The organism is Armatimonadota bacterium (assembly GCA_031459715.1).
Lineage (GTDB): Bacteria > Sysuimicrobiota > Sysuimicrobiia > Sysuimicrobiales > Humicultoraceae > Humicultor > Humicultor tengchongensis.
On the sequence record JAVKIA010000041.1, the window covers coordinates 1 to 23,431 of the forward strand.

At 69.0% G+C, this 23,431-nt stretch carries 23 protein-coding genes; 3 read left to right on the forward strand and 20 right to left on the reverse strand.

Annotated features, from left to right (window positions below):
• From QN152_12030 to gatC, 5 genes are all read right to left on the reverse strand, one after another.
• Positions 1-317 (reverse strand): aminotransferase class III-fold pyridoxal phosphate-dependent enzyme (locus QN152_12030; protein ID MDR7540236.1); only part of this gene is annotated, 317 nt, incomplete at its 3' end.
• Positions 310-1,677 (reverse strand): 23S rRNA (uracil(1939)-C(5))-methyltransferase RlmD, encoded by a 1,368-nt coding sequence (gene rlmD / locus QN152_12035; protein ID MDR7540237.1) that lies wholly within the window; start codon positions 1,675-1,677, stop codon positions 310-312. The genes rlmD and QN152_12030, both read right to left, overlap by 8 nt.
• Positions 1,670-3,130, reverse strand: coding sequence for an Asp-tRNA(Asn)/Glu-tRNA(Gln) amidotransferase subunit GatB (gene gatB / locus QN152_12040; protein ID MDR7540238.1), 1,461 nt, complete (start codon positions 3,128-3,130; stop codon positions 1,670-1,672). The genes rlmD and gatB overlap by 8 nt, the downstream gene beginning before the upstream one ends.
• The gene (gatA, locus tag QN152_12045) at positions 3,127-4,620 is read right to left on the reverse strand and encodes an Asp-tRNA(Asn)/Glu-tRNA(Gln) amidotransferase subunit GatA (GenBank protein ID MDR7540239.1); all 1,494 of its coding nucleotides are present in this window, start codon (positions 4,618-4,620) and stop codon (positions 3,127-3,129) included. Before gatA ends, gatB begins: the two co-directional genes overlap by 4 nt.
• Positions 4,621-4,665: 45 nt before the next feature.
• On the reverse strand, positions 4,666-4,959 hold the full coding sequence (gene gatC / locus QN152_12050; protein MDR7540240.1) for an Asp-tRNA(Asn)/Glu-tRNA(Gln) amidotransferase subunit GatC: 294 nt from the start codon (positions 4,957-4,959) through the stop codon (positions 4,666-4,668).
• Positions 4,960-5,150: 191 nt separating this feature from the next.
• Between gatC and QN152_12055 the strand changes: the two genes are divergently transcribed.
• Both QN152_12055 and QN152_12060 read left to right on the forward strand, forming a co-directional pair.
• Positions 5,151-5,675, forward strand: a complete 525-nt coding sequence (locus QN152_12055) for a nucleotidyltransferase domain-containing protein (protein ID MDR7540241.1) — start codon at positions 5,151-5,153, stop codon at positions 5,673-5,675.
• Positions 5,672-6,103, forward strand: coding sequence for a HEPN domain-containing protein (locus QN152_12060; GenBank protein ID MDR7540242.1), 432 nt, complete (start codon positions 5,672-5,674; stop codon positions 6,101-6,103). The genes QN152_12055 and QN152_12060 overlap by 4 nt, the downstream gene beginning before the upstream one ends.
• Before the next feature lie 23 nt (positions 6,104-6,126).
• Here the strand turns inward: QN152_12060 and QN152_12065 are convergent, their stop codons facing one another.
• The gene (locus tag QN152_12065; protein MDR7540243.1) at positions 6,127-7,293 is read right to left on the reverse strand and encodes a hypothetical protein; all 1,167 of its coding nucleotides are present in this window, start codon (positions 7,291-7,293) and stop codon (positions 6,127-6,129) included.
• 125 nt (positions 7,294-7,418) lie between these two features.
• Here QN152_12065 and QN152_12070 point away from each other — a divergent pair, with 125 nt between their 5' ends.
• Positions 7,419-8,297 (forward strand): hypothetical protein, encoded by an 879-nt coding sequence (locus tag QN152_12070; GenBank protein MDR7540244.1) that lies wholly within the window; start codon positions 7,419-7,421, stop codon positions 8,295-8,297.
• A 59-nt stretch (positions 8,298-8,356) separates the two neighbouring features.
• On the opposite strand, the gene QN152_12075 is transcribed toward QN152_12070, so the two are convergent.
• The 14 genes from QN152_12075 to QN152_12140 form a co-directional block, all read right to left on the reverse strand.
• Entirely contained in the window at positions 8,357-9,298 is a 942-nt protein-coding gene (locus QN152_12075; protein MDR7540245.1) for an ABC transporter permease, read from the reverse strand.
• A gap of 6 nt (positions 9,299-9,304) precedes the next feature.
• Entirely contained in the window at positions 9,305-10,333 is a 1,029-nt protein-coding gene (locus QN152_12080) for an ABC transporter permease (GenBank protein MDR7540246.1), read from the reverse strand.
• Positions 10,334-10,391: 58 nt separating this feature from the next.
• A complete protein-coding gene (locus QN152_12085) occupies positions 10,392-12,158 on the reverse strand; it encodes an ABC transporter substrate-binding protein (GenBank protein MDR7540247.1) in 1,767 nt (588 codons plus the stop codon).
• 127 nt (positions 12,159-12,285) lie between these two features.
• Positions 12,286-13,317: a dipeptide ABC transporter ATP-binding protein gene (locus QN152_12090; protein MDR7540248.1), complete on the reverse strand. Its 1,032-nt coding sequence runs from the start codon at positions 13,315-13,317 to the stop codon at positions 12,286-12,288.
• A 48-nt stretch (positions 13,318-13,365) separates the two neighbouring features.
• The gene (locus QN152_12095; GenBank protein MDR7540249.1) at positions 13,366-14,409 is read right to left on the reverse strand and encodes an ABC transporter ATP-binding protein; all 1,044 of its coding nucleotides are present in this window, start codon (positions 14,407-14,409) and stop codon (positions 13,366-13,368) included.
• 54 nt (positions 14,410-14,463) lie between these two features.
• Complete coding sequence (locus QN152_12100) at positions 14,464-16,143, reverse strand: peptide ABC transporter substrate-binding protein (GenBank protein ID MDR7540250.1); 1,680 nt, start codon at positions 16,141-16,143, stop codon at positions 14,464-14,466.
• A gap of 2 nt (positions 16,144-16,145) precedes the next feature.
• Positions 16,146-17,054, reverse strand: coding sequence for an ABC transporter permease (locus QN152_12105; GenBank protein MDR7540251.1), 909 nt, complete (start codon positions 17,052-17,054; stop codon positions 16,146-16,148).
• A 15-nt stretch (positions 17,055-17,069) separates the two neighbouring features.
• Positions 17,070-18,035 carry an ABC transporter permease gene (locus QN152_12110; GenBank protein MDR7540252.1) on the reverse strand — a complete coding sequence of 322 codons (966 nt, stop codon included), beginning with the start codon at positions 18,033-18,035 and terminating at the stop codon, positions 17,070-17,072.
• Positions 18,036-18,125: 90 nt separating this feature from the next.
• Complete coding sequence (locus tag QN152_12115) at positions 18,126-18,464, reverse strand: helix-turn-helix domain-containing protein (protein MDR7540253.1); 339 nt, start codon at positions 18,462-18,464, stop codon at positions 18,126-18,128.
• Between the two features lie 213 nt (positions 18,465-18,677).
• On the reverse strand, positions 18,678-18,872 hold the full coding sequence (locus tag QN152_12120; protein ID MDR7540254.1) for a hypothetical protein: 195 nt from the start codon (positions 18,870-18,872) through the stop codon (positions 18,678-18,680).
• A 71-nt stretch (positions 18,873-18,943) separates the two neighbouring features.
• A complete protein-coding gene (locus tag QN152_12125; GenBank protein ID MDR7540255.1) occupies positions 18,944-19,957 on the reverse strand; it encodes an ABC transporter ATP-binding protein in 1,014 nt (337 codons plus the stop codon).
• An 8-nt stretch (positions 19,958-19,965) separates the two neighbouring features.
• Positions 19,966-20,928: an ABC transporter ATP-binding protein gene (locus QN152_12130; protein MDR7540256.1), complete on the reverse strand. Its 963-nt coding sequence runs from the start codon at positions 20,926-20,928 to the stop codon at positions 19,966-19,968.
• On the reverse strand, positions 20,928-22,247 hold the full coding sequence (locus QN152_12135; GenBank protein ID MDR7540257.1) for an ABC transporter permease: 1,320 nt from the start codon (positions 22,245-22,247) through the stop codon (positions 20,928-20,930). The genes QN152_12130 and QN152_12135 overlap by 1 nt, the downstream gene beginning before the upstream one ends.
• Positions 22,244-23,368: an ABC transporter permease gene (locus QN152_12140; GenBank protein MDR7540258.1), complete on the reverse strand. Its 1,125-nt coding sequence runs from the start codon at positions 23,366-23,368 to the stop codon at positions 22,244-22,246. The genes QN152_12135 and QN152_12140 overlap by 4 nt, the downstream gene beginning before the upstream one ends.
• Between the last annotated feature and the right edge of the window lie 63 nt (positions 23,369-23,431).

Below are 23,431 nucleotides of genomic sequence, written 5' to 3' on the forward strand. Positions count from 1 at the left end.
GTGTGGGTGAACCGGGCGGCCTGGGCCTGGATGGCTGCGACCACCCTGGGGTGGCTGTGCCCCACGTTGAGACAACCCACCCCGCCGGCCAGGTCAATGTAGCGGCGGCCGTCGGCATCCCACAGTAGCGCCCCCTCCGCACGCACGGCGAATACGGGCGCCTGGACGGTAATAGCGTCGGGCACCACCCTCCGCTTGCGCTCCAGCAGCTCCCGGGAGCGCGGCCCCGGGATCAGGATGCGGCTTGCCGTGGTGCGGTCTGCTGCGGTGTGCTCTGCGGTCATGGCTTCACGCTCCAGTGTCAGGATGTCAGGCACGGTGCAGGCCCACCACGGCGTGCACGTGGCCCGTCTGAGGGAAGAGGTCGACCGGTTGAACGGAACGCACCCGGTAGGCGGCGCGGCGCAGGCGCTCCAGGTCGCGGGCGGTCACCGCCAGCGAGCGGCCCACGTAAACCACCCGCTGCGGACCGACGGCCGCCAGGGCATCCAGCAGGGACTGCGGCAGTCCCTCCCCCGGCGGTGCCGTCACCAGCACGTCGGTGCGCTCACCCCGCTGGTGCAGCTTGGCCAGTACCCTGGCCGGATCCCGGGTATAGAAGACCGCATTGGCGATCCCGTTACGCTGCGCCGTGAACCAGGCTTCGGTCATGGCCTGCCGGTCACTGACCACGCCGACGCTTCGGCGCACCCGCTGCGCCAGGGCAAGAGTGAGCAGGCCAGCCTCGGCGAAGGCGTCCAGCACCTGCTCGTCGCCGCGCAGCTCTCCAGCCTGCGCCACGGCCTGCAGCAGCAGCGGCAGCGCGCCGGGGTTGGGCAGGATATGCGCGTCCGCCCGCAGCCGCACCCGCAGCCCCAGGATCTCGTCCTCCAGGTAGTCGCGGCCCCACAGCAGCGCCAGCGACCGGCCGAAGAAGGCGGTGCTGTGGCCGGGCTGGACGGTCAGCAACAGCCCCACCAGGCCGGGCACGCGGTCAAGGATCGCCCGGACGAAGGCCATACGGTCGGGCAGCGGCCCCGCCGCCGAGAGGACGGCGAGCGCTTCTCCCGTGGCCTGGCCGGTCATCCCCAGGACGCCGCGCACCAGCCCGCTGCCGCGGCGCCGGTTGTACGGCGGCAGGTCCAGGGCCCGCACCGCCTCCCGGACCACGTGCAGGATGCGCACGTTGGTAGGGTGCTGGACGGGGCAGCTTGCGATGTTGTAGAGGCGCTGCTCCCCCCAGCCGAAGAACCCGGCGATGACGGCCGGGCCGCGTCGGTCGAAGGTGGCACGCAGGAGGCTGCGGTAGCCCCAGGGCTGTCCGCCCGTGCACGGGCGCACCAGGTCCGGGGGTACGCCGACCTCCCGCAGGGCGGCCACCACCAGGGCGCGCTTCTCTCGGCGCTGTGCCGGCAGCGTGATGTGCTGGAGCTGGCATCCTCCGCAGCGGCCGAAGTGCGGGCAGGGGGGCGTGGCGGCATCGGGCGACTTCCGCTGGACGGCGACGATGGCTCCCAGCGGCGCCGGCGAGGTGCGCACCACCTGGATAAGCGCCTCCTCACCGGGGATGGCGTAGCGTACGGCGATGCGGGCGGCACCCACCTGCGCCACGGCCGCCCCGTCAGCGGCCAGCCCGGAGAAGCGGACCGTCAGACGCCGACCGGGCTCCAGCCTGGGGCGGGCGCCGGGCCTAGCCACCGAGGCGCTCCCGCAGGATGCGGTTGACCAGCTCGGGGTTGGCCCGCCCGCGGGTCTCCCGCATCACCTGTCCCACCAGAAAGGACAGCGCCCTGTCCTTTCCCCGGCGAAACTCCTCTGCCGCTTCCGGATGGGCAGCGATCACACGGTCGACCAGGCGCTGCAGATCCGCAGCGTCGCTGATCTGCTCCAGGCCCCGCTCCGTCACCAGAGCCGCCGGGTCGCCGCCCGCGCGCACCAGCTCCGGCAGCAGCTCCTTGGCGATCCGCCCGCTGATGCGCCCCTGGTCGATCAGGCGCAGCAGGGTGACCAGAGTCTCGGGGCGCAGTGCCACCTGGTCGATCTCCTTCCCCTCGGCGTTCAGGATGCCGGCGATATCTCCGCTCAGCCAGTTGGCCAGGGTCTTGGCCTGGGGATAGGCCGCCAGGGCCTCTTCGAAGAAGGCGGCCAGGCGCGGCTGGCGGACGATCAGCTCGGCGTCGTAGGGGCTCAGTCCGAGGGTGTGCACGTAACGGGACCGCTTCTGCGCCGGCAGCTCCGGCAGGGCCGCCCGCACCGCCTCCACCCATGCCTCGTCCACCACGATGGGCGGCAGGTCCGGTTCGGGGAAATAGCGGTAGTCCTCCGCCTCCTCCTTGGTCCGGGAGGCAAAGGTGATCTGCCGCCGCTCGTCCCAGTGGCGCGTCTCCTGCACCACGGCGCCGCCGCCGGCCAGCACCTCCGCCTGCCTAGCCGCCTCGTAAGCCAGCGCCCGCTCCACCGCCCGCAGGGAGTTCATGTTCTTGACTTCGGTGCGCGTGCCCAGGGTCCCGTCGGGGGCGCGCAGGGAGAGGTTGGCGTCCACCCGCATCGTGCCCTCCTCCATGCGCCCGCTGCTCACCTCCAGGTACTGCAGCAGGGCCCTTAGCGCCACCAGGAACTCCCGTGCTTCCGCCGGGCTGCGCAGGTCCGGCTGGGTGACAATCTCCATCAGGGGAACTCCGGAGCGGTTGTAGTCCACCCGGGTGTGTGTGACCACCCCGTCTTGCTCCACGTGGACCAGCTTTCCGGTGTCCTCCTCCAGGTGGACACGGCGGATGCGTACCGCCCTCTCGGCGCCGTCCACGGTAAACTCCAGCCACCCGTCCACTCCCAGCGGCGGGTGGTCCATGTACTGGTACTGAGAGATCTGGTAGTTCTTGGGCAGGTCGGGGTAGTAGTAGTTCTTCCGGTGGAAGTGGCTGCGTGGGGCGATGCGGCAGCCCAGGGCGACCGCAGCCCGCAGCCCCAGCTCCACCGCCCTGCGGTTGGGCACCGGAAGGGCCCCGGGCAGCCCCAGGCAGACGGGGCAGATCAACGTATTGGGCGGCGCGCCGAAGGTCACGGCGCAGCCGCAGAACATCTTGGAGGCGGTCTGCAGCTGGACGTGGATCTCCAGCCCGATGACCATCTCCCCCGCGGCGGCCGGGCTCACTCCCTCATCCCTCCGATCGGACCCGCTCCCCCCTCCGCCAGGGGAGGCCGCTGGAGGTGCCAGGCGGTCGCCTCCTGGTACGCGGCGGCGGCGCGTAACACCGTAGGCTCGTCGAAGGGCCGCCCTACCAGCTGCAGTCCCACCGGCAGCCCCTCGGCGAAGCCGCAGGGGACGGAGATCCCGGGCAGCCCCGCCAGGTTCACCGGGATGGTGAAGATATCCGCCAGGTACATCTGCAGCGGGTCCGCCACGCGCTCACCCAGACGGAAGGCCACGGTGGGAGAGGTGGGCAGCAGGACCAGGTCCACGCGCTGGAAGGCCTGCTCGAAGTCGCGCCGCACCAGCGTGCGCGCCCGCTGCGCCTTGAGGTAAAAGGCCTCGTAGAACCCAGCGGAGAGCGCGTAGGTGCCCAGCATGATGCGCCGCTTCACCTCCGGGCCAAACCCGGACGCGCGGGTGCGGGAGAACATGGCCACGATGTCGGGCGCCTCCAGGCGCAGCCCGAAGCGCACGCCGTCGTACCGGGCCAGGTTGCTGCTGGCCTCCGCCGTCGCCACGAGGTAGTAGGTCGGCAGGGCGTACTCGATAGTCGGCAGGGTCACCTCCTCCAGGCGGGCCCCCAGCCCTGCCAGCACCTCCACCGCCTGGAGGACGGCGGCGCGCACCCCGGCCTGCAGCCCCTCGCCCAGGCCCTCCCGGGCGATGCCAATGCGTAACCCCGCGACCCCCGCCCTCAGCGCCTCTCGGTAGTCGGGCACGGGGAGGGCGGCGGAGGTGGCATCACGGGGATCCTGCCCCGCCAGGACCTGCAGCAGCAACGCCGCGTCCTCCACGGTACGGGTCAGAGGCCCGATCTGGTCCAGGGAGGAACCGTACGCCACCAGGCCGTAGCGGGAGACGCGCCCGTAGGTGGGCTTGAGGCCGACGATGCCGCAAAGCCCCGCGGGCTGGCGGATCGATCCCCCGGTGTCCGTCCCCAGGGCGCAGGGCGCCATTCCCGCGGCCACCGCCGCCGCCGAGCCTCCGCTGCTACCGCCCGGGACGCGCTCCGGATCCCAGGGATTGCGTGTGGGGCCGAAGGCAGAGTTCTCGGTGGAGGATCCCATGGCGAACTCGTCCGTGTTGGTCTTCCCCAGGAGGATCGCGCCCGCCTCTCGCAGCCGGACCATCGCCGTGGCGTCGTAGGGAGGGCGCCAGCCCTCCAGGATGCGGGAGCCGCAGGTGGTGGGGACGCCACGGGTGGCGATGATGTCCTTGACGGCGACGGGAATCCCCGCCAGCGGCGGGACCTCCTCACCGCGGGCGTAGGCTTGGTCCCACCGCTCCGCCTCCGCCTGCGCCGCCTCCCCGTGCACGTAGAGGAAGGCGTGCAGGGTGCCGTCCAGCGCCTGGATGCGGGCCAGACATGCAGCCAGCAGCTCCGAGGGTGCCAGCTGGCGACGTCGCAGCCGCAGCAGCAGGTCGGCGACGGAAAGCTGCGCGGGAGTCATGTGTCCCCCGCACGCCGGGCGGGTGTGGATGTGCCGGGCATACGTCTAGACGGGTTCCAGGACCGGCGGGATTATGAAGAACCCTTCCTCCTGTGCCGGTGCCGCCGCCAGGACCTCCTGCCGGTCCAGACCGGCCTGCACCACGTCCTCCCGCAGAACGTTGGCTGCGGCCAGGACGTGCGCGGTGGGCTCCACCGCCGAGAGGTCCAGCTCCTGCAGGCGGGCGAAGTAATCGAGGATGCGTTGCAGCTGCCCGGTGAACCGTTCCCGCTCCTGCGCGCTGAGGGAAAGGCGGGCCAGGCGGGCCACGCGATCAACGGTGGCGAGGTCAATGGTCATCCCGGATCACCTCTCCCCATGCTACCATGCGCCCGGCCCAGGCCAAGGGACGCGGGGCTCAGCTGGGCCGCCGACCGGAGTACCGCGCCACATGGTCGAAGCCCTGCATGCGGGCACGGCAACAGGAATTGGCCACCGGGAAGCGGAAGAGCGGAGATGCCAGATCTTTCGTCTTTCCCGGTGGTGATTTCATGGGTGCTGTAAGGAGAGAACTTTCATCCAGAGAACTGAGCGAGAGGCTCAAGGTTATCGCCGAAACGTATTCTGAAGCACTGAAGGAAGGATTTGCCGACCGCCTGATCTCGGTGGCACTCTTTGGATCCCTCGCCCGGGGGGAAGCAACTCCGTCCTCGGACATTGATCTACTTGTAATCATGGAGGAGTTGCCCAGGGGAAGGTTTGCCCGCAGGAGGCTTCTCCAGGTGGCGGATCAAAGCATTGAGGCAGAGCTGGCGGCGCTGCATGAGGAAGGCATCGTCGCTGATCTGTGCGTGATCCTCCAAACGCCGGAGGAGGCAAAGACCGTCAGACCTCTCTACCTGGACCTGGTCGAGGATGCCATCCTGTTGTTCGACCGCGACGGATTCCTTGCCGGGGCCCTTGAACAACTGAAGCACTCATTGAGGCGCAAGGGGGCCCGCCGCCTCCGCCTGGGGAAGGTTCGCTACTGGGACCTCAAACCCGACCTGGTTCCGGGAGAGATCTTTGAGATATGACCAACGAGGAAATGGCTCGCGGCTATCTGACCCGGGCCCAGAGGATCATCTGGGAGGCGGAAGGGCATTATGCACAGCAGGCCTGGAACCTGGTGGTCAGGCGGAGCCAGGAGGCCGTGGAGCTGGCGCTCAAAGGAGCGCTGCGCTTTGTGGGTCTGGAGGTCCCCCGGGTTCATGATGTGGGGATCTTCCTGAAACGGCACAGAGATAGGCTTCGCGGTAGGCTGGCCGAGGAGATCGACCAAGTGGCCGCTATCTCCAGGCGACTGCGTGGGGAACGGGAAGTCAGCTTCTACGGCGATGAGGAGACAGGGACTCCGCCCGAGGAGCTGTACGTCCATCAGGACGCCGATCAGGCGCTGAGGGATGCCAGGTTTGTCCTGTCACTGTGCGAGGAGCTGGTACGATCCGCGCCCGGTGACGTTTAGGTCGTAGGTGCCGGCCTGAGGCATCAGGGGAGGAGGATCGCAGCAAAGCGTACCTCAGGCGTGGGGCCGGGCCAGGTCCACGCCAGATAGGCGGTGGAGCCACGCAGGGCCAGCACTGGGGCAATCCCCTGAGCGACGCGCCGCGCCTCTGCCGCCGGGCGGATTGACCGCACGACGATCATGCCCCCCTCGCTCCAGGCTGCGGCCACCCGCCCCCCGGCGGCGGCGACTACAGGTCCTCCCACCGCTCCGCTGGCCAGCGTCTGAGAAGGCCGGCCCGGGAGCCCGTAGACGATCGTGCGCTGCGGCCCCCGCTCCTCCCAGATCAGGTGCGCCTGGACGCCGTCTGCATCGAGCGCGACGTTGGTGTGGTCTACCTCGCCGGCGGTGATGGAGCGTGGCGCCTCCCATCGCCCGGTGAAGCGCGTGTAGCGGACCTGGTAGACACGCCCGTCGAACTGGAACCAGGCGGCGTGCAGCCGCCCCGCGGCATCAGCGCCCAGGGCGGGGTTTATGCTGTCGGGGATGCCCGGGGAGATCACCTCCGGGGGAACCCAGGCCCGTCCCTGCTGCCGGGTGGCCAGGATCTGGTAGATGGCGCCGTGGCGGGTAGCCTCCTGGGGCCTTTCGGGGCGGATGCCGTACCACAGGACGTGTGCCAGGCCGCGCAGGGGGGCCACCACCGGGACACCGGCGTACACCCCGGGTGGGGAGAGGGCAAGCGGCGCCCTCCAGCGCCCGGCGCGGCGCACGGTGTAGAGGATCCGTCCCTTCAGCCCGAAGTCGGTCCAGACCAGGTGTAGCGCGCCGTCCGGGAAGAAGTGCAATGCGGGCAGGCGGGCCGGCCGGGAGGCCGCGGGGACCTCTGCCCACCTCCAGGAGCGACCGCGGTCTTCTGACTCAGCCAGGAAGACCCTGTCGGTCCCGCCCACCGGGCGGACGAAGGCCAGGGCCACCCGGCCCTGTCGGTCAATGACGAGCTTCCGCTGGCTGTTCTCCGCAGTTGCCTGCGGGGAGACGTCCCGCGCCACGGTGACAACCGCGGGTGCTGCGGGGGCCGCCGGGGAAACTACAAGCGCAGGCAGCAGCAAGACCAGCCACCACCCGGGGCATGCCCGGGCGACGTACCTGCGCGGGTGCCCGCACCGGGCGAGACGGACGGCGGGGTCAACGATCTGGCGGCTCAGCATGCCCCTCACCGCCCGTCATCGTAGCACGGTGGAGGAGCGCCGCAGCGAGCCATGGAACTGCTCTGCGGGGAATGGTGCGAACAGCACCCGTTACAGCCTTCTTCAGCCGCTGGCGCCGGGCCGCGGTGAGCGTGGGAGCCGCGCTGCTTGCCTGGAGTCACCCCCTCCAGGCGCAGCTGCCCGGGCTTCCGGTAGATCTCCAGGTCGTCTCCGGATTCGCCCTCCGGGCTCCCAGGCTTCTTCCCCTCTCCGGCTACGAGGTCCACTACAGCTACGAGGCGCCCGAACAGCAGGAGGCATCATTCGCCCGCGCCGCGCCCCAGGCGGAATTCGACACCATCACCGTCAAAGCCCCGGCAGGGGAGATCGACGAGGTCCGCTTCTCCAGGGCAGACGAACCGTACGCGCTCATCATCCGTCCAATCGCCGGAGCACCGGTCGGGTCCTGGGACGCGCCCGCTGGCGGTCGGTTGGTTCCTGCTCCGCCTCCCGAGGGGGAGGTCCGCCGCCGCTTCGCCCTGGCCGCGGGCCTGTTCGGCCAGGCGCGGGAGGCTCTGGGGCTGAAAGCTTTCCGCGGGGGACCCAGCGGCACGGTGACCCTGCAGCTTCGCGGGGTGGAAGACCTCCTGCTGCGGTCGCCGGGGCCGGAGGCCGACTACGAGTACCGGTTCTTCGGCCTGGGCCAGGAGGGGATGCTGGAGGACCTTCGCGCAGAGGTCCCCGGAGCCCGCTACGCCATCGAATACGGTCCCGCTCGCCTGGCCATCAGGCGGGAGTCCGCCGCAGCGGACGGTACGCAGGCAGTGGCTGAACTCGCTGTGGAGGGTGGAGCGTGGCAGGGAAGCGTGCAGATCCGCCGCCCCGGGACAGGCCAGACGACCGAGCCCATGGCCAGAGCGGCTGCCGAGCAGCTTCTCGCCGAAGGCCTCTCCCACCTGCGGGCGGCCCGCACTCGAGTGCAGATCACCTTCGGCCGGGATTTGGGCGCGGTACGGCTCCCCTGACGATGGTTGCCCGCCGAGCAGACCAGGGAATCGCCCGGGCGGACGCAGGTCGATCGTTGCTACGTGGCCCCCCGCAGGCGCGGATCGAGGATGTCGCGGAAGGCGTCGCCCAGGAGATTCCACCCCAGGGTGAAGAGCACCAGCGCCGCTCCGGGGAAGACCACCGTGTACCAGAAGGCGAAGGCGCTGCCCCCGGCGCCGATGATCCAGTTTCGGGAGAGGCTGATGATCTGCCCCCAGTCGGCGTAGCCGATGGGCGCTCCCAGCCCCAGGAAGGAGAGGGCGGCCGCCGTGACCACGATGCTGCCCATGTCCAGGGAGGAGACCACCAGCACCGGGTAGATGCTGTTGGGCAGGATGTGGCGCAGGATGATCTTGATGTCGCTGGCGCCCATGGCCCGGGCCGCCTCCACGTAGTCCCGCTCCCGCACCGAGAGGATCTCCCCGCGCAGCAGGCGGGCGTAGCCCGGCCAGCTGACCAGGGCCAGGGCGATGAGCACGTTCTCCAGCCCCGGCCCCAGGATGGCCACCACCACCACCGCCAGGATCAAGCCGGGGAAGGCCAGGAAGATGTCCACCACGCGCATCAGGAACTCGTCCACCCGACCGCGGAAGTAGCCGGCCACGCTGCCCACCAGGACCCCGATGAGCACCGAGATGGCCACCACCAGCAGTCCCACGCGGAAGGCGGTGCGCGCCCCCCAGATGATCCCGTAGTAGATGTCGAAAGCCTGCTCCGTGGTGCCGAAGGGGTGGCCGGGCCGGGGAGGCTGCGGGTCTGGGCTGTAGCCGGCGTGAGGCATCATGTAAGGGTTGCGCGCGTTGGGCGGCGGTGGGGCCAGCAGCGGGGCCAGCACCGCCATGAGGATGAAGCCCGCGATGAGGATCAATCCCATCAGCGAGAGGGGGTTGCGGCGGAAGCGGCGCACGGCGATCTGCCAGGTGGAGAGCGCAACCGCCAGCTCTGGCCTGACCAGCTTGCGCTCGGCGAGGACTCCCATGGTGGCCTACCCCAGACGGATCCGTGGGTCGATCCAGGCGTAGAGGATGTCCGCGGCCAGGTTTCCCAAGACCAGCAGCAGGGCGCTGAAGAGGGCGAACCCGGCCACGGCGGGCGCGTCCAGCTGGATGGCGGCGTTGGCCCCCCAGCGGCCGATCCCCGGGTAGTTGTAGATGGTCTCCGTGATCACCACCCCGTTGAGCAGCCCGACGAAGAGCAGGGCGGAGAGGGTAATCACCGGGATAAGGGCGTTCTTGCGGGCGTGCTTGTTGATCACCCGCGGCTCCTCCAGCCCCTTGGCCCGAGCGGTGCGCACGTAGTCCTGGCGCAGCGTCTCCAGCATGGAGGACCGGGTGACGCGCACCAGGGTGGCTGTCTGCACCAGGCTGAGGGTGATCACCGGTAGCGCCAGGTGGCGCAGCGCGTCCAGGAAGATCCACAGCTTACCGTTCAGCAGCGCGTCCACCGTAACCAGGTGGGTGTAGGTGCGGAACTGGGCGGGATCCAGTACCACCAGGTTCGCCTCCAGGGAGAGCCGTCCCGGAGGGAAGAGCCGCCAGGCCCCGTAGAAGATCATGAGCAGCAGCAACCCCCAGACAAACGTGGGGAAGGACTGCCCGCCGATGGCGAAGAGGCGGGAGAAGTGGTCGACGATCTGATCCCGGTGCACCGCGGACTTGGTGCCCAGCCAGATGCCCAGGGCCAGGATGGGCAGGAAGGTGTAGAGGGTGAGCTCCAGCGTCGCCGGAAAGAAGGTGGTGATCGCCCGGGCCACGGGCATCTTGGCCGTCTCCGACCAGCCCAGGTCCCCCTGCAGTACCCGGCCCAGCCACTGCACGTACTGAATGTAGACCGGCCGATCCAGCCCGTGCTCCCGGATGATGCTGTCGATGGCCTGCAGTTGCCGCGGGTCGGTGACGTACAGCGCCGCCCGTTGCTGCGGCGAGAGGAGCTGCAGCAGGCTGAAGATGAGCAGGGTTACCCCGATCCCCACCAGGGGGAGCAGCAGCAGGCGGCGGGCGATGAAGACCGTCACGGGGAGCGGCACCCCGGGCGGGGGCCGGGAGGGATGCTTCCGGCCCCCGCCCTCAGGCTTAGCCCTTGGAGATGGTGTAGTAGTAGGTCCCGGGGAACATGGGGTTCCAGTACCACCCCCGCACCCAGGACCGCTGCACGCGGAAGGCGATGGCGTTCACCGTGGCAAAGGACGGTACGAGCTCGAAGTACTTCCGGTTGAGCTCGAAGTACATCTGCTCGCGCTTGGCCCGGTCGGTCTCCCGTGCCGCCGCCGTCACCAGACGGTCCACCTCCTCGTTCTTGAACTTCTGCACGTGGGGGAAGGTCCCGTCACTGTGCATGAAGTGGAAGGTGAAGTTGTGCGGGTCGGGGTAGTCGGCCAGCCATCCGATGAAGAAGACCGGAAGCTTGGAAGCATCCATCGCCGCCAGGTAGCTGGACCAGGTGATGCCCCGGATGTCGATCTTGAACTTGGGGTTGATGGCCTCGATGTTGTCCTTGAGGATGCGTGCTCCCAGCTCCCGGACCACGTTCCCGGCGTTGTAGAGCACGGTCACCTTGAAGCCGCGCTCCCAGACCTGCCCACCCCAGGCCTCGCGGAAGTTGGCCGCCGCCCTGGCCCGGTCGAAGGTGAAGTACTCCTGCTTCTCGTTGAAGCCGAACATGCCCCGCGGGATGACCCCCTTGGCCAGGGTGGCCTTGCCCCGGTAGCCGTCCTGCAGGAAGGTGTTGTAGTCGAAGGCGTAGGCGAAGCCGCGGCGCACGTTGACGTCGGAGAAGAAGTTGGGCGGGATCCCAGCTCCGTCCAGGCGCCCGCTGCCGCAGTCGGGGTTCCCGGCGCAGTCGATGTTGAAGGTGAAGAAGACCGCCGGATTGGTAGAGGTTCCCGTGGGCAGGTCGTCGATAATGCGGATGCCCGGTACGTCCACGTACTGGGGCAGCTCGCGGCGGGTCACCCCCAGGTCAGCGTCGGCGTCCCCCGCCTTGAGCATGAGGATACGGGTGGCCGGCTCGTCCACCTGGCGGATGACCACGCGGCGCAGCCGGGCCGGCGTCCTCCAGTAGTTGTCGTTGCGCACCAGAATCATCTGCCGCCCCGCCCGGTCCCACCGCTCCAGCTTAAAGGGTCCGGTGCCGTTGGCGAACTCGAAGAAGGCCATGGACTCCTTCTTCGGATTGTTGTACTTGCGCATGGTGGCCGCGGTACCGTCCCAGTCACCCCGGGCGATGGCCGTCTTCTTGGGGATGACGTAGGACCACTGGGCCAGGATGGAGAGGAACGGGCCGAAGGGCTCCTTCAGGGTGATGATCACGTTGTTCCCCTGGGCGCGGATGGCCCGGGTGAGGTCGGCGTACTTCAGGATGAGGTTGCCCTTATCGTCCCGGGTTGAGGTCAACCCCAGGATGGGCTCCAGCAGCAGCGAGGACGGCCCGCCACTGCGATCCGTGAGCAGGAAGCGACGCAGGGAGTAGACCACGTCCTCCGCGGTCATAGGCGTCCCGTCGTGGAAGCGGACTCCCTGGCGGATGGGAAAAGTGTACGTCTTGCCGTCCCGGGAGAGCAGCCCGTTCTGGATGGTGGGCACGGCCGTGGCCAGCATGGGCGCGAAGCGGTCCATCCGGCCGCCCTCGAAGAAAATCAGCGGCTCGTAGATGTTGAAGATCACGCCAAAGCTGGCGGTGTCATAGGCCCAGGCCCAGTCCAGGCTGTCCCAGTCCCCGAAAGTGACCGCGATGAAGGTGTCCGGGTTCTTCACCGCCTGCCCGCTGGCCAGCCCCGGCTGGAAAGCCAGCGCCAGGGCCGCCACCAGGACAGGCAGCATAAACCACCGCGTATTGCTCATGGTCACCCTCCTCCCGTCAGGGTGCACCGCTAAGCGGTGCGTCGTGTCGTCCTTTCCGCCCCTCCGCTGAATGGTCGTCCTCCCACCTCCTTCGTGGCGCCTAGCCCTTCGGCGCATCCGCCCTTCTTCACGCACGCGGCTTGAGCACCGCCGCCTTGCTGCGCTGCTGCCGGAACGGCAGGACCTCGCAGGCCACGTAGTGACCGGTCCCCCAGTAGTCGATCAGCTGCTGATCATTCACCCTGCAGCTCTCCCGGGCGTAGAGGCAACGGGTGTGGAAGCGGCAGCCCTGCGGCGGGTTCACCGGGCTGGGCACGTCTCCGGGCAGGATGATCCGCTCCCGACGCACCTCCGGATCGGGGATGGGCACGGCGGAGAGTAGCGCCTCGGTGTAGGGGTGCTGCGGGTTGGCAAACAGCTCGTCCGCGTCGGCCACCTCCACGATCCGCCCCAGGTACATGACGGCGATGCGGTCGCTGATGTGCTTCACCACCGAGAGGTCGTGGGCGATGAACAGGTAGGTCAGGCCGAACTCCTTCTGCAGCTCCTCCAGCAGGTTCAGCACCTGGGCCTGAATGCTCACGTCCAGGGCGGAGACCGGCTCGTCGCAGATGATCAGCTTGGGGTTCACCGCCAGGGCCCGGGCAATGCCGATGCGCTGCCGCTGCCCGCCGGAGAACTCGTGAGGGTACCGGTTGGCGTGGTAGGGGGCCAGGCCCACGATCTCCAGCAGCTCCTGCACCCGGCGCAGCTTCTCCCGCCCCCGGGCCAGGTTGTGGATCTCCAGGGGCTCCCCGATGATATCCCCTACGGTCATCCGCGGGTTCAGCGACGAGTAGGGATCCTGGAAGATAATCTGCATGTCGCGGCGCATCCGCCGCAGCTCCTCCTTGTTCAGGCGGAAGATGTTGCGCCCCTCGAAGTGCGCCTCCCCCCGGGTGGGCTCCATGAGCCGCAGGATCACCCGGCCGGTGGTGGTCTTGCCGCAGCCGGACTCCCCCACCAGCCCCATGGTCTCCCCGCGGCGGATCTGGAAGGAGACCCCATCCACGGCCTTCACCGCCCCCACCTGCCTCTGGAAAATGAACCCTTTGGTGATGGGGAAGTACTTGTATAGGTCGCGCACGTCCAGGATGATGTCGTCAGTGGCTTGGGCCATGGCTCCTCCCTCCCTCGCCGCGCCGCGAGTCACTCCCCCGCACCCGCCTCATGACGAGGAGGAGCGGGTGGACGCAGCCAGCCCCGCCTCCGCTGCCGTCTTCCGCTTCTCCTCGCTGGCATACTCGCTGTGCAGGTAGCAGCGGGCGGTGTGGTTGGGCCCCACCGGGTATTCCGGAGGGTCCTCCTGCGTGCAGATCTCCCAGGCGAAGGGGCAGCGCGGGGCAAAAGGGCACCCCGGCGGCAGGTCAATCAGGTTGGGCGGCTGCCCCTCGATGGGGATGAGCCGCTCCTTGCGCTCGTAGAGCTTGGGGATGGAGTGCAGCAGCCCCCAGGTGTAGGGGTGCTTGGGCTCGGCGAAGGTGCGGTAGATGTCGGCGTGCTCCACCGGCTTCCCCGCATACATGACCACCACGTTCTCGCACATGTCGGCCACCACGCCCAGGTTGTGGGTGATGAGGATGATGGCCATGTGGTACTCCTGCTGCAGCTCCCGCATCAGCTCCAGGATCTGCGCCTGGATGGTCACGTCCAGGGCGGTGGTGGGCTCGTCGGCGATGAGGATAGAAGGATTGCAGGAGAGGGCCATGGCGATCATCACCCGCTGCCGCATCCCGCCGGAGAACTGGTGCGGGTAGTCCCGCACCCGCTCCCGGGCCAGGGGGATGCGCACCTTCTCCAGCATCTCCACCGCTCGCTCCCAGGCGCTGCGGCGGTCCAGCCTCTGGTGCAGCATCACCGCCTCGGCAATCTGCTCCCCCACGGTGAGCACAGGGTTGAGGGAGGTCATCGGCTCCTGGAAGATCATGGCGATGCGGTTGCCCCGGATGCGCCGCATCTCCTCATCGGAGAGGTGCAGCAGGTTCCTGCCCTCGAAGAGGATCTCTCCGGCCACGATCTTCCCCGGCGGCTGCGGGATGAGCCGCATGATGGAGAGGGCGTGCACGCTCTTGCCGCACCCCGACTCTCCCACGATGCCCAGCGTCTCCCCCCGGTGCAGGGTGTAGCTCAGCCCGTCGACGGCTTTGACCACACCCTCGTCGGTGTAGAAGTAGGTCTTCAGGTTGCGCACCTGCAGCAGCGGCTCGGCCACATCATCACCCCACTTCTGCGCAGCTTGGCAGTATACTGGACCTCTGTGCCACTGTCACTGCTCCCACCGCCACTCCCAGATGTTCCAGGTGAGGTATGATCCCACCAGCCCCGTGGGCCGGATCCCCCGCAGCGCCCGCACAGACGTGGTCAGACGCAGGGCGAAGTAAAGGGGCAGGCTGGGCAGGTCTTCGGCAAAGACCTCCTGCTGCCGCCGCAGCAGCGCCAGGCGTCGCTGCTCGTCCAGCTCCGAGGCCAGCTGCTCCCACAGGCGGTCGTTCTCCGGATTGCGCCAGCCGGCCCGGTTGTCCCCCTGCCAGCTGTTGGCGGCGCTGGGGATCTGGCTGCTGTGGAAGCGGTTGAAGGGGAGGGAGTCCGGGGAGAAGTTGCTCAGGTAGAGGATCATGTGGGGGAACTGGCGCTGGGTCAGGACGGGCCCCAGGAGCACCGAGGCGGGACGGTTGTCGATGCGCAGGTCGATCCCTACCTGGCGCAGCTGGTCCCGCATGATCAGCTCGATCTGCTCGCGCAGGGCGTTCCCCGCGGTGGTCATGATGGTCATCTCCACCCGCTTCCCCGCCGCATCCCTCAGAATCCCATCGCTCCCCGGAGTAAACCCCGCCTCCGCCAGCAACGCCCGGGCCCGGGCCGGGTCGTAGGGGTACTTGCGTACCCCGGGATGGTAGGCAGGGTGCCGGGGCGGCAGCCAGGTGTGCGCCACCGGCTGGCGGCCTCCCGGGCAGGAGAGCTCCGCGATCGCCGCCCGGTCCACAGCGTAGGCGATGGCCTGGCGGACCCGCCGATCCCGCAGCCACTCATTATCCAGATTGAAGTCAATCCGCTCCCAGCGCATGGCCTCACGGAACTGGGCGGTGACCTGGGGGTTGCGCCGCAGGATCTGCTCCACCGCCTGGCAGTCGAACCCGGTGTTCTCCGTGGCATCCACCCCGCCGGTGATCTGGTTGAGCTGCAGCACCGTGTTGTCCAGGATAAAGCGGAAGACCACACGTCTGATCGCCGGAGCGCCCAGGGGAAAGCGGTCGTAGGCCTCCAGGGCCAGATGGCTCCCCGGGACCCATTCCACGAAGCGGTACGGACCGTGCCCCACCGGCGCCCGCCAGTAGGGGTGCGCCGGGAGTCGGGCAGGATCCCGCAGGTAGGCGGACTCCAGGAGGTGCCGTGGGAGCGGGAACGGCCCTCCGAAAGGCAGGCTGCCGGCAAAGGGGTAGCGCTCCTTCCACTGCACGACCAGAGTGTAGGGGTCCGCCGGGTTGGGGACCAGCACGTTGTCCACCTTGTCCAGGATGAAGCGGCTGACCAGGGGGGTCTGGGGGTTGCGGAAGACGCCGTAGGTGAAGCGCCAGTCCAGCGCGGTGACCGGGCGGCCGTCGTGCCAGGTGAATCCCCGCCGCAGGTGCCAGGTCACCCGCATCTTCCCGCCCGGCAGTAGCTCCCAGTCGCCGTCCTTGAGGGTGGGGAGCTTCTCCACCAGCAGCGGCATCCGCACCCAGCGGTCGGTGAAAGGAGCGGCCTGCGCGAACAGCGCGTGGTCCACGACGGAGGACGCCACCATGATGCTGAAGGCCCCCAGCCGGTCCGGCTCCTGGGCCATGCCGATGACCACCGTGTCCCGCGGCGGCTGCGCCCGGCCCGGTGCCGACCAAAGCAGCAGCGCCAGCGCCGCCGCCGCTGGCCGCAGCCACCATGCCCGCACCCCCCCACCCCGTGCGTCCACCGCTATACCCTCATCCGCGGGTCGAGGGCATCCCGCAGCCCATCGCCCAGGAAGTTGAAGCTTAGAACCGTGACGAAGACCAGCACCCCGGGCAACACGGCCAGCCACCAGGCGTTCCAGATGTAATCCTGGGCCCGCTGCAGCATGTTTCCCCAGGAAGGGGTAGGAGGCTGGATCCCCAGCCCCAGGTAAGAAAGCGCCGCCTCCCCCAGGATGAACCCTCCCACGGCCAGCGTGGTAGCCACGATCAGCGGCGCCACGGCGTTGGGCACCAGGTGGCGGAGCATGATGCGCGCTTCGGAGGCCCCCAGCGCCCGGGCGGCCTGCACAAACTCCTGCTCCCGTAGCGCCAGGACCTGGCTGCGGACCAGCCGGGCCACTCCGGTCCAGCCGAAGGCGACGAAGATGGCAACGATCCGGCCCACGCCCCCACCCGGCAGCAGCGCCGCCAGGATGAGGTAGAGCGGGATTGTCGGCAGGGCCAGGACCACATCGGTCAGGCGCATGAGGACGCCGTCCACCGCCCCGCCGTAGTAGCCGGCGGCGACCCCGATGACCGTACCCAGAAGGGCTACGCCCGCCGCGGAGAGGTAGCCCACACTCAGGGAGACCCGGCCGGCGTGCAGGGCGCGGGCGAAGACGTCGCGCCCCAGTTCGTCAGTGCCGAAGGGATGTGCCAGGCTGGGGGGGACCCAGCGCTCCCTCAGGGCGATCTGGTCCGACGGCTGCGGCGCCAGCCAGGGTGCCAGGGCCGCCGCCAGCGAGAGAATTAGCGCGATCCCCGCGCCAAGCAGCGCCAGCCGGTGGCGGCGGAAACGCCGCCAGGTCATCCTCGTGCCGCGCTCCGCCACGGCGCCTCCCCCCTGGGGAGGCTGCCGCCTCAGCGCCATGACCATCTGCCCGCCTGTCACCAGCCTCTCACGTCCTCACCCGTACCGGATGCGCGGGTCGACCAGAGCGTAGGCCAGATCCGCCAGCAGGTTCGCCCCCACCGTGACCACCGCCAGCAGCAGCAGCACGGCCATGGCCACGTTGAAGTCGTGGCCGAGGACCGCCTGGAAGAGCAACAGCCCCATGCCCGGCCAGGAGAAGACCGTTTCGGTGAGTACGGCCCCGTTCACCACTCCGGGAATGGCCAGGGCCACCAGCGTGATTACGGGCAGCAGCGCGTTGCGCAGGGCGTGCCCCTGGATCACCCGGGCCTCCGAGAGGCCCTTCGCCCTTGCCGTCCGCACGTAGTCCTGGTGGATGACCTCCAGGAGGCTGCTGCGCATGTAGCGCGTCCACGCAGCGGCTCCACTGGTGGCCAGCACCGAGACGGGCAGCACCAGGTGCCACAGACGATCCAGCAGCGCCGGCCAGCCCGGGGCAACCCCGGGGGTGGCCAGGCCGCCCGGTGGAAAGAGGGGAAGCCAGACGGCGAAGACCAGGATCACCAGGATCCCCTGCCAGAAGTTGGGGACCGCCAGACCGATGAAGGAAAGGACGGTAATCCCGTAGTCGGCGGGCGAGTACTGGCGCAGGGCCGAGTAGATCCCGGCGGCTGTCCCCCCGGCCAGCGCCAGGAGGAAGGCGGTCCCCGCCAGCAGGAGGGTGTTGCCCAGCCGCTGTGAGAGCAGCTCGCGTACGGGGAGGGCGTAGGTCCGGGAATACCCCAGGTCTCCCCGGGATACGGCCCGCAGCCACTTCAGGTATCGTACCAGCAGCGGATCGTCCAGCCCGTAGTACTGACGCAGTCGCTGGACATCCGCCGGCATGACCTCCGGATTGGCCGTGGCCATCAGCTCTACGGGATCGCCCGGCGTCCACACCAGCAGGGCGAAGACCAGGAGACTCAGCCCCAGCAGGACGACCCAGGTCTGGGCCAGCCGGCCCACAAGATAGCGCTGCACCGCTCCTCACGGGGCCTCGGCCGTCCAGTGGCCGCTTTGCACGCGCCCCTCCCCGGTCCCGCTCATACCACCCCGTCATGCGCTGCAGGGCTAGTGCAGGCCCCGGATGACCCACTCCAGGGGATTTGTGCTCAGCAGGACCTGCCGCCGCCGCCGCTCCTCCAGGACGTCGATGGACTCGCCCAAGACGGCCCCTGCCGGGGTCCTGGTGGCTACGGCGGGCTCCGTCACCTTCCGCCGCGTCTCCTGCACCGGCTCCTGCCGCGCTGCCGGGCGAACCCTGTGGGCTTCGAGAAACGCCTCTACATCAGGCCGCAGCACCCGAAGGGCCCTCCCGATACGCACGGCCGGCAGCTCCCCGGTGCGGATGTAGCGGTAGATGGTGAGTTTGTTGAGCTGCAGGTACTCTGCCACCTGCTCAACCGTCATCGGGTCCGCCGGGGTCCTGTGCCGCATGACCGCTCTCCTCACCATCCTAGCCGCACCAGAATATACTCGGATATACGATACACCACTTCACTCTCAAGGTCCTGCCAGCGCCCCCCTTCATCAGGACATACTGGACTTCACCAAAGTTCACCAGATCGCCTCCCCGCCGGGACCGGCGGAGCCGGGGGGAATGGAGGCTCAGGGGTCGGAGTCTCAGTGGTGGGAGCGACCCCGGGCGTACTGTCCCGCCCCGAAAAGGCCAATCACCAGCCCGGCCAGTGAGGCCGCATAGGCGCCGATGCCGAGCAAGAGGCTCGGCTCGAGGCGCCGGATGACCATCAACAGGAGGACGATCCAGGCCGCCAGCAGCAGCCCACCTCCCACCGCCATGAGCCTGAAAGGTGCCATTGCTCCAGCCCCGGTCCGCTCCGGCCCGAGTTCACCCCGGGCCACGCTGTCCAAGAGTTCCCCACACCCGCCTAGGTTCGGGATGTGGCCGCCGGCACCGTATCCCGTTCAGCCCCGTAGAGCCAGCAGGCCACGTGGTGGCCCTCCGCTGGCTGGAAGTGCGGGGGGACCCGGACGTCGCAGACCCCGGCGATCGCCGCGGCGCAGCGCGGGTGGAAGCGACAACCGGCGGGGGGCTTGAGCAGGCTGGGCGGCTCGCCCGGCGGGACGTCTCGCATCCGCGCCGCGTTGTCCGGATCCGGGTCGGGAATGGCGGCCAGCAGCGCCTGGGTGTAGGGGTGCTTCGGCGCCCGCAGCAGCTCCTCCACCGGCGCCTGCTCGATGAGCATCCCACCGTACATGACGAAGACGCGTTCGCAGAAGTAACGCACCGTTGAGAGGTCGTGGGTAATGTAGATGATGCTCAGGTCGTGCCTGGCCTGCAGGCCCCTCAGAAGGTGCAGGACCTCCACGCGCACAGAGGCGTCCAGCATGGAGACCGGCTCGTCGGCCACGATGAGCTGCGGCTCCAGGATCATGGCCCGCGCCACCACCAGCCGCTGCTGCTGCCCCCCGCTGAGCATGTGGGGGAACCGGTGCAGGAAGTCCTCCACGGGGGTGAGCTTCACCTCCTCCAGGATCCTGCGGATGCGGCGCATCCGCTCCTCGATCCGCGTCACCCCGTTGATCAGCAGCGGCTCCTCCAGGATGCGCTGCGCGGGCATGAAGGGCGGGAGGGCTCCGTAGGGATCCTGCTGCACGTAGCCGACGCGCGAGCGGTACCAGCGCAGGTCTTCCGACCCGTGCACCCGCCGGCCGTCGAAAACGATCTCCCCTCGCGTGGGGGGGTGCAGGCCCAGGATGGTCTTGGCCAGGGTGCTCTTGCCGCAACCGCTTTCCCCGACCACAGCCACCGCCTCCCCGCGCAGCAGGTCGAAGCTCACCCCGTCCACGGCGCGCACCCATCCCACCCGGACGAATCCCAGGCGACGGAGCTCGAACCAGGTGTGCAGATCACGCACGGAGAGCAGGACGTCGTCCGGCACGGCGGCCCTCACGCGTACAGCCAGCACTTCACCTGGCGCTGGCCCTCCACGGTCAATAGCGGCGGCTCCTGGTTGCAGCGGGAGAAGCGCGCCGGGCAGCGGTCGGCGAAGCGGCAGCCCGGCGGCGGGCCGATCAGGCTGGGAGGCCGGCCGGGGATGAAGCCCAGGGCCTTGGTCTGCCGCAGCGTGGGGACGCTGGCCATCAACGCCCGGGAATAGGGGTGCAATGGTTCCCGGTAGAACTGGGCGGCCTGGCTGGCCTCGACGATCTGTCCGGCATACATCACCGCCGCGTCGTCGGCGATCTCGCTGCTGGTGGCGATGTCGTGGGTGATGAGGATGAAGCTGGTGCCCATGTCCCGTTTGATGGCCTTCAGCACGTTCATGATGTTGGCCTGGGTGAGGACGTCCAGGGCGGAGGTGGGCTCGTCCAGCAGGACCACGTCGGGGAGGGTGACCAGGGCCATGGCGATGGCCACCCGCTGGCGCATGCCGCCGGAGAGCTCGAAGGGATAGCGGTCCAGGAAGTCCAGCGGGACGCCCACCTGGCGGAAGATCTCCGCGGCGGAGCGGCGCGCCTCGGCCGGGCTGCCCGCCCGCCCGTGCACCACCAGGGGCTCCGCCACCTGCTCGCCCACCCGCAGCACGGGGTTGAGCGCGTTCATCGCCCCCTGTGGTACCAGGGCCAGTCGCACCCAGCGCACCTCGCGGCGGAACCGCTCCTCGGGGAAGGCCATGACGTCGCTGCCGTTGAGCCGGATGCGCCCGCTGTAGGTGTGCACGTTACGCGGCAGGAGGCGGAGGATGGCCCGGGCCAGGGAACTCTTGCCGCAGCCGGACTCCCCCACTACCACCAGGGTCCGCCCCCGACGCAGGGTTAGGGAGACGTCGTCCACCGCCTGCACCGGCCCCTTGGTGGTGCGGAAGTGCAGGCGGAGCTCCTCCACGGTGAGAACGCCGTCGTGCCCCATCAGATCTCCCGCAGGCGGGGGTTGAAAATTCGGTCCAGGGCAAAGCCCAGCATGGTGAAGCCCAGACCGGTGAGCATCAAGAGCACCGCCGGCTCCAGCACCCAGTAGTAGTGCCCGGAAAAGAGCGCGCCCTTGCTGTAGGCATCCTCGATCACCTTCCCCCATGTGGGCAGCACCGGGTCGCCCAGCCCCAGGACCGCCAGTGTGGCCTCCAGGAAGACAAACGAGGGGATGAGGGTGACGAACTGGGGGATGAGCACGGGCACGGCCCGCGGGATCATGTAGACGAAGACCGTGCGCAGGTTCCCCGCTCCGTAGGCTCTGGCCGCCTCGATGTAGGGCGCCTCCCTGACCTGAAGGAAGAGCGCGCGGTAGGTCTTGATGCCAGCGCCGAAGATACCCAGGAGGATGACCACGCCCAGGATGACCCAGATGCTGCGGGAGTAGAGGGTGCCGATCATGATGAGGATGGGCAACGCCGGCAGGATCAGGTTGACCTCAGTGATACGCTGGATGGCTCCGTCCACCCAGCGCCCGTACCAGACCCCCACCGCCGCGATCACCAGAGTGCTCAGGGTGGACCCCACGGCCGCCAGCAGGCCGAAGGCCATAGCGATGGGCGCCCCCCACAGCAGAGGGATCATCAGGTCCCTCCGCAGGTGGTCTGTCCCCGCCAGCCCGTGCGCCTTGCCGTAGACCACCAGCCTGGCTTCCAGGGTGGAGGCCTGCTCAAAGAGGTACCCCCGGATCAGGAGCTGGTACCGCCCGCGCAGCACCCGGTCGGGAGCGTCCGGGCTGGCCAGGAGAACGACCTCGGGGGGACCGCCCAGCTCCTGACGCAGGCGGGGGTCGTCGGAGAGTCGGTAGACCTCCCGGGGGCGGACGGTGAACTCGTTGATCCGGATCTCGGCGCCGTCGGGCGTGCGCCAGAGGAGAGCCACATGTGGCGGCCGGTCCACCGCCTGGGTCTGGAAGAAGACCCCCAGGCCGTCGGGGAACTCCCGATAGGGGTAGTCGAAGGCCAGGGTCATGGTGACCTGCCGCACCCCCCCGCCTAACTCCTCCACCCGGCGGGGCGCGACCTGGCTTCGCACGAGGATGGTGCGCGGCAGGTCGGGGCGAAAGAGCGCCATCCACACCGGGCGGGCATTGCGCGGGTTCTCCAGCCACAGCGCCTCCCCGCCGCGCCACAGCCGGATGGCCTCGCCGTAGGGGATGGCCAGGACGGCGTAGACGGAGGCGAGGATCAGCAGGCCGATGATGGAGAGGCCGGCGATGGCGGAGGGATAATGGCGCAGCTCGGTCAGAATCCTGCTCACCGCTGCCCCTCCAGCCCCACCTTCACCCGCGGGTCAATGAGCGCGTAGAGGATGTCCAGGACAAAGACGGTCACCGCCAGCAGGTAGGCGTAGATGATGGTGGCGCCCACGATCACCGGGGTGTCGTAGAGTCCGATGGCCTGGAAGAGGGCGCGCCCCAGCCCCGGCCAGTTGAAGACGGTCTCCAGGACGATGGCCCCGGTCCAGGCGCCGATCAGGGAGAGGGCGAAGCTGGTCACGATGGTGGGCAGCGTCGGCCGCAGGATGTAGCGCCGCTCGATGGCCCGGGAGGTGAGACCCTTGGCCTTGGCCACCTCCACGTAGTCCTCGCTGGAGAAGATTAGGAAGAAGGTCCGCCAGGAGTAGACGGAAAGGAAGATGGTGGTGAGGAACAGCGCCGTCATGGGCAGGATCATGTGGCGCAGCACGCTGGCGGCGTAGGCCAGGGAGCCCTGCGGCGGAGGGGCGTCCACCATGCCCCCGAAGGGCAGTACCCGCAGCAGGGCGGCGAAGATCAGGATGAGGAAGATGCCGTAGAACCATGCTGGCGGCGCGGAGGTGGGCGCCAGGGCGATCACCGCCCGGTCCAGGGGGCTGCCGTAGCGGCGGGAGAGGGCCAGGGCGGCGAAGACCGAGGCAAAGAACAGCAGGAGCTGAGCGCTGACGAAGAGCAGCAGCGTGGGCGGCAGGCGGTCCAGGATGATGTTGCGCACCAGGCGCGAGCCGGTGTCGCTGGTCATCCGCTCGGCAAAGCCCAGGCGCAACCGCAACGCCTCCCGCAGGTAAACCACGGTGCGCACCAGAAAGGGCCGGTCCAGCCCCAGGCGCTCCTCCTCGATCTTCACCAGCTCCTCGATGCGCTTCTGCCGCTCCTCCGCAGGTAGCCGCTGCATGGTCGGATCGAAGGAGACGCTGATCCCCACCTGCTCCCGGATCTCCGTCCGCTTGATCACGTCCACGTACCCGCCCATGTTGGCCACGAGGATGGTCAGGTAAACTCCCACCACCACGGTGAGGAAGAGGGCCACCAGGCGGGTGGTGGAGTAGGTAACCACCCGAAGCAGCGTCTCCACTGCGGGGCGGGCCCGACGGGGCGTGACCAGGGGAAGGGCTTCTGCCATGGGGAATCCGGCCGGTGGGGGGCGCAGGGCTCTCCCGCGCCCCCCACCGGACCTACTTCGGGA